Raw genomic sequence first — 9,949 nt, forward strand, 5'->3', positions numbered from 1 at the left:
TAGCGATTCGGTTTTCCTTGGAAATAGCTGCCTTCTTGCGCAAACGATGCCCAAGCTTCGTGCGGGAATCGTCCGGCAAGTGATGTAACCGGAACAGGATGGCACGTGGCGCCAACGCAATTGATGCGGGCGAACGCCGGTGAAGAGACGAAACGGCTGGCTGCATGAGCGCCTCCGTTCGTGAAGAGTTTTTCGAAAATTTCAAGATGAAGAGAGTTTGATGAGGCCACAACAGCAGAACAGGCGCATGCGCGGTCGCAACAACAATGGCGGCGGCGGTGGTAACAATAACAACAATAACAACAACAACCGCAAGGGACCAAATCCCCTGACGCGCAACTACGAGAGCAATGGCCCGGACGTGAAGATCCGCGGTTCGGCTCAGCAGATCGCCGAAAAATACGCCACCCTTGCCCGTGATGCACACAGCTCCGGCGATCGGGTCATGGCGGAGAACTATCTCCAGCATGCCGAACATTACAATCGCATCATCGCGGCCGCGCAGGCGCAGATGCCGATCCAGAACGCGCAGCAGAATCGCGATGATTTCGACGATGACGGCGACGATGATCGCGACGATTTCGACAACAGCGGCAACAACAGCAACACTGTTTCCGACGTCCAGGTGCCGGTGATCAACCATGGCGCCGGCCCGCAGCCGGTCATCGAAGGCATGCCGGCCGAGGTCGCGCTCAACCGGGAAGGTGGCCGCGACAATCGCGACAATGCCGGGCGTGACAATGGCGGGCGCAACAATGGTGGCCGCGACAACAATGGCGCACGCCATCGCGATCGTCGCCCCAATGGCGGTTACGGACAGAACGGCCAGCGCGACTTCGGTTCGCCTGCGGAGCAAGGTGGTCAGCCCCAGCGCAACGAGGCTCCGATAGAAGCCGAAGCCGCTTCGCCGACGGAATCCGTTGCAGCGGCCGAACCGGCTCCGTTGTTCGAGAACCTGTCGCCGGCAGGTCTTGCCGCCCAGGCCGAGCTCAACGAGGCGGCTGCCGAAAGCGGTGCTGCCCGTCGCCCGAGGCGTCCGCGCCGTCCGCGCGTCAACGCCGATCAGGTTGACGGCGGCGGCGACAATGCCAATTCCGGGGCCGATGCCGGTGAGGCTGCTGCGGCCCCGATCGACAGCGGCAATGCTGAACCGGTCATTGTCGACATCGACAACTGATCGAACGACATTTCAAGACGTTGAGCGGCGGGGAGAAATCTCCGCCGTTTTTGTTTTGCGCTGCGATGGAATATTATGCGTTGACCGACATCAAGGCGTCTTGAGACAGCATGGCCTATGCACCATATCTCGGCTGAACAGGATCCGGCTCGAACGGGCGGATTCGTCACCGCAATCTGATCCGGTGCCGCAAAGCGGGCCGGTGACGGAAGGAGACAGATATGAACCTTGAGAAATACTCAGAGCGCGTGCGCGGCTTCATCCAGTCCGCGCAGACCATGGCGCTCTCCCGCAACCACCAGCAGTTCACTCCCGAACACATCCTGAAAGTACTCGTCGACGACGACGAGGGCTTGGCCGCATCGTTGATCGAGCGCGCCGGCGGCAACGTCCGCGACGTCAAGCTTGGCGTCGAGACGGCGCTCGAAGCGATGCCCAAGGTCGAGGGCGGCAATGGCCAGCTCTATCTGGCGCAGCCACTGGCCAAAGTGTTTTCGACCGCCGAGGAACTGGCCAAGAAAGCAGGCGACAGCTTTGTCACCGTCGAGCGGCTGCTGCAGGCGCTTGCCATGGAGAAGTCGGCCAAGACCGCCGACATCCTGGCCAAGGCCGGCGTCACCGCACAGGCGCTCAACCAGGTCATCAACGACGTCCGCAAGGGCCGTACCGCCGATTCGGCGAGTGCCGAACAGGGCTACGATGCGCTGAAGAAATACGCGCGCGACCTGACCGCGGATGCGCGTGCCGGCAAGCTCGATCCGGTCATCGGCCGTGATGACGAGATCCGCCGCACCATCCAGGTGCTGTCGCGCCGCACCAAGAACAATCCGGTGCTGATCGGCGAGCCGGGTGTCGGCAAGACGGCGATCGCCGAGGGCCTGGCGCTGCGCATCGTCAATGGCGACGTGCCGGAATCGCTGAAGGACAAGCAGCTGATGGCGCTCGACATGGGCGCGCTGATTGCCGGCGCCAAATATCGCGGCGAGTTCGAGGAGCGGCTGAAGGCCGTGCTTTCGGAAGTCACCTCTGCCGCTGGCGGGATCATCCTGTTCATCGACGAGATGCACACGCTGGTCGGCGCCGGCAAGGCGGACGGCGCCATGGATGCGTCGAACCTCCTGAAGCCGGCCTTGGCGCGCGGCGAGCTGCACTGCGTCGGCGCCACCACGCTCGATGAATATCGTAAGCATGTCGAGAAGGATGCAGCCCTTGCCCGGCGCTTCCAGCCGGTGTTCGTCGACGAGCCGACGGTGGAAGACACCGTTTCGATCCTGCGCGGCCTGAAGGAGAAGTACGAACAGCACCACAAGGTGCGTATTTCGGATTCGGCGCTGGTGGCGGCGGCAACGCTGTCCAACCGCTACATCGCCGACCGCTTCCTGCCGGACAAGGCGATCGACCTGGTCGACGAAGCCGCATCGCGGCTGCGCATGCAGGTCGATTCCAAGCCCGAGGCACTGGACGAGATCGATCGCCGCATCATGCAGCTCAAGATCGAGCGCGAGGCGCTGAAGGTCGAGACGGACGATGCCTCGAAGGACCGGCTCGCCCGCCTGGAAAAGGAGCTCGTCGGCCTCGAGGAGGAATCGACCGAGATCACCGCCAAGTGGCAGGCCGAGAAGCAGAAGCTTCGGGCTGGCCGCCGATCTCAAGAAGCAGCTCGATGAGGCGCGCAACGATCTCGCCATTGCCCAGCGCAAGGGCGAGTTCCAGCGCGCCGGCGAGCTTGCCTATGGCAAGATCCCGGAACTGGAAAAGAAGCTGAAGGAGGCCGAGGCCCAGGACGGCAAGGTCGGCATGGTCGAAGAGGTGGTCACGCCAGACCACGTCGCCCATATCGTCTCTCGCTGGACCGGCATTCCGGTCGACAAGATGCTGCAGGGCGAGCGCGACAAACTGCTGCGCATGGAAGACGAGATCGGCAAGCGCGTCGTTGGCCAGGGCGAGGCGGTGCAAGCCGTTTCCAAAGCGGTGCGGCGCGCCCGCGCGGGCCTGCAGGATCCGAACCGGCCGATCGGCTCGTTCATGTTCCTCGGGCCGACGGGCGTCGGCAAGACCGAACTGACCAAGGCACTCGCCAGCTTCCTGTTCGACGACGAGAGCGCGATGGTGCGCATCGACATGTCGGAGTTCATGGAGAAGCACTCGGTCGCCCGGCTGATCGGCGCACCTCCCGGCTATGTCGGCTATGAGGAAGGCGGGGCGCTGACCGAAGCTGTACGGCGGCGGCCCTATCAGGTCGTGCTGTTCGACGAGATCGAGAAGGCGCATCCCGATGTGTTCAACGTGCTGTTGCAGGTGCTCGATGACGGCCGCCTGACCGACGGCCAGGGCCGCACGGTCGACTTCCGCAACACGCTGATCATCATGACGTCGAATCTCGGCGCCGAATATCTCGTCAATCTCGGTGAGGACCAGGATGTCGACCAGGTTCGCGACGAGGTGATGAATGTCGTCAGGGCATCGTTCCGGCCGGAGTTCCTCAACCGCGTCGACGAGGTGATCCTGTTCCACCGGCTGCGCCGGCAGGATATGGGCCGCATCGTCGAGATCCAGCTCAAGCGGTTGGAGAGCCTGCTTGTCGACCGCAAGATCACGCTGTCGCTGGACCAGGAGGCGATCGACTGGCTGGCGGCCAAGGGCTATGAGCCGGCCTATGGCGCGCGGCCGCTGAAGCGGGTGATGCAGAAGGAATTGCAGGACCCGCTGGCGGAGAAGATCCTGCTCGGCGATATCCTCGACGGCTCGACCGTCAAGGTGACAGCCGGTTCCGACCGGCTAAACTTCCGCTCGAAGCCTACGATCGTCGCGGCGGAAGCGGCAGCCTGATCCAAAGCCGCGCGTCCAGCTGGATGCGCGGCTTTTTCATACAAATGTGGGGCGCGGATGACGCTGGACGACTACAACAGCTTTTGCGCCTCGCTGCCCTCGACGACCCATGTCGTCCAGTGGGGCGGCGCCCATGTCTGGAAGGTCGGGGCCAAGGTCTTCGCGATCGGCGGCTGGGACCAGGGCCAGCAGCTCTTCGTCACCTTCAAATGCTCCGATATCGCCTATGATGTGCTCAAGGAGCAGCCGGGCCTGCGGCCCGCGCCCTACCTTGCCTCGCGCGGCATGACGTGGATCCAGCGTCGGACAAGCCAGAGCATGGATGATGCTGCGCTGAAGGATTATCTGCGCGAGAGCCATCGCCTTGTCGCCCTGAAGCTGACCAGGCAGGCACGCAAGGAATTGGGACTCGCCGCAAGCTAGCTAATATTCCTCGAGGCGCCGAAAAACCGCCATCTTCATGCCCGGTTCATGTTGGAACCATATGGTAGGTAACTGGTTTGCTGGCGAAGGGGTTCGCCTTGCAGGGACACTGCCGGGCGGCGGCAATTACGGACCGGAGAGTTTGGCTACCATGTTCCGCACGATCTTGACCCTTTCGGCCTTTGCAGCCGGGATGCCCTTTTCAGGCGCGCTCGCCACGCCGACACAGGACAGCGCACCGCCGATTGTCCGTGCCGCCAATGATGGCGGCATCCTGCTCGCCCAGGACGGCAATCTTGACATTTATTACGACGCCAGGGGCAACCGCGTCATCGTCGACGCCGATACCGGCAAGGTTATCGCCATCCAGCCGCCGCAGACCCGGCTCGACCGCCGCGCGTTGCGCCGGGAGACACGTCTGCGCGAGTTGGGCCGCGCCCCCGAGGGCGACGACCGCTACTATCTCGACGATCCGGAAGACATGGCGCGGTTCCGCCGCAAGCAGTTGGAAGAGGAAGGCCGGGTTATCCCGCCGCCGGCGGACGAATACGATCCCTACGGTGACAATTCCGTGGATGCCTATCCGCCGGCACCGCAGGACGATGGCAGTTACGACAACAATTATCCCGACGCGCCGCAGCCGGCAAAGCCGGGTACCATCAAGCGTCAGCCGCTGAACGAGGCCTCGATAGACCCTGCCCAGCCTGCAACTTCCACCGAAGAGGCGCTGCCCGCCGATCAGGCGGCGCTGCCGCCGAAGGCTGGCGACAAGACCACTGTTGCCCCGGCGCTTTCGCTGGGAGCGCGCCAGGATGTCGCCGCACTTCAGGTGCTGCTCGATCGCGGTGGCGCTTCGCCTGGCGTCATCGACGGGCGTTTCGGTTCGAATGTCGACAAGGCGCTCGCCGCCTACAACCAGATCACCGGCAGCAATCTGCGATCGACCGACGCGGTCGGCATCCAGGCGGCACTGGCGCAATCCGGGGGCGATGCCTTCGCCAACTACACCATCACACCGGAAGATGCGGCCGGTCCCTATGTCGCCTCGATCCCTGAAGACTACAGTCAGAAGGCCCAACTCGACCGCATGGCCTACACGTCGGTGACCGAGGCGCTGGCGGAGCGCTTCCACATGGACGAGAATTACCTCAAGGCGCTCAACCCGGACGTCAACTTCAATCGCCCCGGCACGATCATCAAGGTCGCCAATTTCGGCAGGCTGGTCTCGACGCCGGTTGCCCGCATCGTCGCCGACAAGGACAAGAAAGAGGTTTTCGCCTATGATGCCGGCGGCAAGCTGGTAGCAGCCTATCCCGCAACCATCGGTTCGTCGGATACGCCGTCACCATCCGGCACGCATACGGTATCGCGCGTCGCGCTCGATCCGAACTACACCTACAACCCCAGCATCAATTTCAAGCAGGGCCAGAACGACAAGGTCCTGACCATTCCGCCAGGCCCGAACGGCCCGGTCGGATCGGTCTGGATCGCCCTGGACAAGCCGACCTACGGCATCCACGGCACACCGGACCCATCGAAGATCGGCAAGACCGAAAGCCATGGTTGCGTGCGCCTGACCAACTGGGATGCGCGGGAACTGGCCAAACTCGTTTCGCCGGGTGTCACGGTGGAGTTTGTCGGCGGACCTTCAGCCGATGACCTTGCGCAGCAGTGAACTCCGAAGTGCGGCGGCATAGACCAACTGCACGGCCAGGATGAAGCCGATGCTGAGCAAGGGACTGACGAGTGAGAGTGCGGCGCCGAGCGCCCACAGGATCTGCGCCTTGACGATGCGCAGATAGACCGTGCGTTTGGTCTCCGCGTCGACATCCTCTGCCAGGAAGCCGTTTTTCTCCGCATAGCGCCAGCTGGCGAACAGCGTGACGCCGAGCATCAGCAGATTGAGCCAGTAGACCAGCACCGCGGTTCTGAACTCGAGGAAGTCGGCCAGCAGGTCGGTCGAGAACGGCAGCAGGGCGATGAAGGCGAGAAAGCAGAGGTTCAGCGTGGCAAGCCGTCTGTCGGACTTGGCGATCAGACCATGCTGCGCCTGCTGGCCGAACCAGAAGATGGTCAGCGTCAGGAAGCTCAAGGCATAAGTCAGGAAGCGCGGCGCCAGTGCAGCGATCGCGGCGAGCAGCTCGCGTTCGGAATGGATCGCCTCGTGCGCCGGCACCCTGATTTCGAGAACGATCAGGGTGATCGCGATGGCGAATACCCCGTCGGTAATGCCGACGATACGGCCGCGTCCCTCCGCTGATGCTTCAAGTGGCCGCTTCATCGATGTCTCCCCGTCTGCATCTTCCCGAAAACCTAGCACGGCTGCCGCCGTTTGCATCCGGATAGGGTGCGACCCTGGCAGTAGCCTGTTCCATCCCGATTTTCGGGATAGGGCTCCATTTCTTCGTTTGAGCATGATCTTTTCCGAAAACCGGTTTCCACTTTTCGGGATCATGCTCCAAATGGCTGGTTTCAAGGACAGCAAGCCACTGGCCGGTTGTTGCCGGTGCGCTGGGGGTCTAAGCAAGTTTCCATGCATTCACCGAGCGAAGCCGCCGCCGTCCCGCTGACCAGCCCGGTCACGAATGGAACGTTCTGTCCGCAGTCGCAGCGGCGATTTGTGCTGATCGCGGCAATCCTGGCCTCGGCGCTCGGCTTCATCGACGGTTCGATCCTGGCCATCGCCACGCCGGCGATCCGCGTCAACCTCGGCGCCAGTCTGGCCGAGGCGCAGTGGATTTCCAATGCCTATGCGTTGACGCTCTCGGCGCTGATCCTTGCTGGCGGTGCTGCCGGCGATCGATTCGGCCTGCGCCGCGCCTTCGTGGCAGGCATTGCGTTGTTCATTGTCGCCTCGCTTGCCTGTGCGCTGGCACCGAATGCGGCGGTGCTGATCGCATTTCGTGCCGTCCAGGGCATTGGCGCGGCGATCATGGTGCCGGGCAGCCTCGCCATCATCGCCAAGGCCTACCCGAAAAAGGAACGCGGCCGGGCGATCGGTATCTGGGCGGCGGCTTCAGCACTGACCACGGCACTTGGCCCGGTGCTCGGCGGCTTCGTGCTGTCGGCTTTCGGTGACGGCATCTGGCGGGCGATCTTCGCCATCAACCTGCCGCTCGGCCTGATCTCGATCTATCTTCTGCTGGCCAAGGTTCCAGCCGACGCACCGACGGAGAAACGCAGCCTGGATCTCGGCGGCGCCGCGCTGGCCACATTGGCTTTCGGTGCGCTCGCCTACGGGTTGACCTCGATGAGCGCCAGCGGCGAGGGCCACATGGCCGGGCCGAGCATTGCCGCCGGTGTGGTATTGCTGGCGGTCTTCATCGTCTTCGAGCTTCGGCAGCGCGAGCCGATGATCGACCTCAGCCTGTTTCGCGTCGGCGCTTTCGCCGGCGCCAATGTCGCCACGTTCTTTCTCTATTTCGCGCTGTCGGCCAATCTTTTCTATCTGCCGATGCTGCTGATCGCCGGCTGGGGACTGAGCACGGCCGAGGTCGGCTTCATCTTCCTGCCGCTGTCGGCGTCGATCGCCCTTTTGTCAGGACCGGTCGGCCAGCTGTCGGACCGGATCGGGCCGCGTTTTCCGATCGCTTGTGGCAGTCTCGTCGTGGCTTTCGCCTTTGCCGGACTTGCCTTGCTCACCCATGCCGGCATCCACAATTTCTGGACGGGAACGTTCCCGCTGATGGCGCTGATGGGGCTCGGCATGGCGCTGGTCGTGTCGCCATTGTCGACCGCGATCATGACGGCGGTGGAAGACAAGGACACGGGTGCGGCCTCCGGCATCAACAATGCCGTCTCGCGCATTGGCGGCCTGATCGCGGTGGCGGCGATGGGTTCGCTCGCCGCCTGGGTCTACGCGAATGCACTGGATGGCAATGCGATGTCCGGCGTGCCTGGCTTTGGCGAGCCGGCGACGGCAGGACTTGCGACCGCCGTCGATGCGGCAAGGCTCGCCGCCAGCGACGCTGCGTTTGCCGCCGTCTCTTCGGTGACCGCGCTGCTTTGCCTGCTTGCGGCTGTCATCGCCTGGACGACCATTTCCGGGGAACGGCTGCCATGGTCGCGGCGCGTCGAGAATCCGCAGGGCTGAGAAATCTAAAAAGCCCGACGGATCAACCGTCGATCTTGGCGCTCGCAACTTTCAGCGAATCGCTGTCTTCCTGCTTCAGCAGTTCGTCGATTCGCTCGCGTTCACGCTTGAAGGCGACGAGGTCATCGCCCTTGAGCACCTTGCCGACCGGCAGGCGGACCCGCATCGGATCGACCTTGGTGCCGTTGACGATCAGCTCGTAGTGAAGATGCGGACCTGTGGCGAGGCCGGTCTGGCCAAGGAAGCCGATGGTCTGGCCCTGGCGCACATGCACGCCCGGTTCGATGCCTTTGGCAAAAGCGCTCTGGTGATTGTAGGACGTCTCATAGCCATTGGCATGACGGATGATGATCTGTTTGCCATAGCCGCCGGCCCAGCCAACCTTCTCGACAGTGCCGTTGCCGGCGGCGATGATCGGCGTGCCGATCGGCGCGGACCAGTCGACGCCGGTGTGCATGCGGACATAGCCCAGGATCGGATGCTTGCGCGCGCCGAAACCGGAGCGGAATTTCCCGGCCGGCAGGGGATTGCGCAACAGGAACTGCTCGGCGCTCGAGCCGTCCTCGTCGAAATAGTCGGTGCCGCCATCCTGCATCTGGAAGCGGTAGAAGTTGCGCGTCTGGCCGCCGAATGTCGCGGAGACGTAGAGAAGCTCGGAGCTGTCCGAGGTCTGGTCATCGCCATCGGGCTGCGAGAACAGGACTTCGATGCGGTCGGAGGGGTTGAGGCGGGACTGGAAGTCGACGTCGGACGCCAGCAGCTTGATCAGCCGCTGCGTCATCGCCTTGGACATGCCGTAGGAATAGGCGGCGCGATAGATGCCGTCATAGACATTGGGCAGGTTGCCGCGCACCACCACCGGCGCCGACGAATCATCGAAGGCCGTCAGCAATTCGGGGTTTGGATCCGGCTCCTGCGCGGGCACATACTGGCCGCGGTCGTCGAGCGCGATGGTGACGATGTGCTGGGTCCGGTCGTAGACGCTGGTGCGCACGACCTTGGCGGCATCGCCGTGAACCTCGAGACCGACACGCAGCACGGTTCCGGCCTTGAGCGCCGTCGCGTTCAACAGCTTGGTGATCGCTTCGGCCATGCCGGTGGCATCCTCACCCGTATAGCCCGAATCAGCAAAAGCCTCAGTGACGTCGAGATCCTTGGTGAAGGGGATGATTTCCTCGGCGAAAGCCGGCGCCTGGTCGTCGGCGGTGGCGCGCGGCGCCACCGAGACGTTTTCAGGCACGATCTTGACGTCGTAGGAGCCTGCCATGCTCTCGGCAAAGGCTTCGCCGAATCGCTGCGGGTCGACATAGTGAAGTGAAGCGACCTGCACGGCGCCGTCGCTGAGGTCGGTGCCGGCTTCGCGCACCACCTTTTCTACCTCGTCGGCGGACAGGTCGCTCTTTTCGTCGAAGGAAGCCGTGTCGATC

General features: G+C 63.3%; 6 protein-coding genes and 1 pseudogene (1 of these 7 only partly in view). 5 read left to right on the forward strand and 2 right to left on the reverse strand.

Features of this window, described 5'->3' with window-relative positions; all coding sequences use genetic code 11:
- Positions 1 to 220: 220 nt before the first annotated feature.
- The 4 genes and pseudogenes from ACZ89F_RS36620 to ACZ89F_RS36635 all read left to right on the forward strand — a co-directional run bounded on the left by ACZ89F_RS36620 (position 221) and on the right by ACZ89F_RS36635 (position 6,104).
- Entirely contained in the window at positions 221 to 1,177 is a 957-nt protein-coding gene (locus tag ACZ89F_RS36620; RefSeq protein WP_476097170.1) for a DUF4167 domain-containing protein, read from the forward strand.
- Positions 1,178 to 1,398: 221 nt separating this feature from the next.
- Positions 1,399 to 4,006: pseudogene (gene clpB, locus ACZ89F_RS36625) on the forward strand (ATP-dependent chaperone ClpB).
- 57 nt (positions 4,007 to 4,063) lie between these two features.
- On the forward strand, positions 4,064 to 4,429 hold the full coding sequence (locus ACZ89F_RS36630; protein WP_476097172.1) for an MmcQ/YjbR family DNA-binding protein: 366 nt from the start codon (positions 4,064 to 4,066) through the stop codon (positions 4,427 to 4,429).
- Between the two features lie 151 nt (positions 4,430 to 4,580).
- The gene (locus tag ACZ89F_RS36635; protein ID WP_476097173.1) at positions 4,581 to 6,104 is read left to right on the forward strand and encodes a L,D-transpeptidase family protein; all 1,524 of its coding nucleotides are present in this window, start codon (positions 4,581 to 4,583) and stop codon (positions 6,102 to 6,104) included.
- Here the strand turns inward: ACZ89F_RS36635 and ACZ89F_RS36640 are convergent.
- Entirely contained in the window at positions 6,078 to 6,710 is a 633-nt protein-coding gene (locus tag ACZ89F_RS36640) for a TMEM175 family protein (protein ID WP_476097175.1), read from the reverse strand. The genes ACZ89F_RS36635 and ACZ89F_RS36640 overlap by 27 nt on opposite strands.
- A gap of 252 nt (positions 6,711 to 6,962) precedes the next feature.
- Here ACZ89F_RS36640 and ACZ89F_RS36645 point away from each other — a divergent pair, with 252 nt between their 5' ends.
- Positions 6,963 to 8,522, forward strand: coding sequence for an MFS transporter (locus ACZ89F_RS36645; RefSeq protein WP_476097177.1), 1,560 nt, complete (start codon positions 6,963 to 6,965; stop codon positions 8,520 to 8,522).
- A 22-nt stretch (positions 8,523 to 8,544) separates the two neighbouring features.
- On the opposite strand, the gene ACZ89F_RS36650 is transcribed toward ACZ89F_RS36645, so the two are convergent.
- Positions 8,545 to 9,949 carry the 3' portion of a M23 family metallopeptidase gene (locus ACZ89F_RS36650; protein ID WP_476097179.1) on the reverse strand. Its footprint extends 563 nt past the window's final position, so the window shows 1,405 of its 1,968 coding nt (coding positions 564-1,968); its start codon lies beyond the right edge, outside the window — the gene reads right to left on this strand; the stop codon is at positions 8,545 to 8,547.

It is taken from the genome of Mesorhizobium sp. USDA 3734 (assembly GCF_056279665.1).

Excerpts from the sequence above, each read along its gene's own strand:
- ACZ89F_RS36620 (WP_476097170.1), top strand. The coding sequence starts at position 221 with ATGAGGCCACAACAGCAGAACAGGCGCATGCGCGGTCGCAACAACAAT.
- ACZ89F_RS36630 (WP_476097172.1), top strand. The coding sequence starts at position 4,064 with ATGACGCTGGACGACTACAACAGCTTTTGCGCCTCGCTGCCCTCGACG.
- ACZ89F_RS36635 (WP_476097173.1), top strand. The coding sequence starts at position 4,581 with ATGTTCCGCACGATCTTGACCCTTTCGGCCTTTGCAGCCGGGATGCCC.
- ACZ89F_RS36640 (WP_476097175.1), bottom strand. The coding sequence starts at position 6,710 with ATGAAGCGGCCACTTGAAGCATCAGCGGAGGGACGCGGCCGTATCGTC.
- ACZ89F_RS36645 (WP_476097177.1), top strand. The coding sequence starts at position 6,963 with ATGCATTCACCGAGCGAAGCCGCCGCCGTCCCGCTGACCAGCCCGGTC.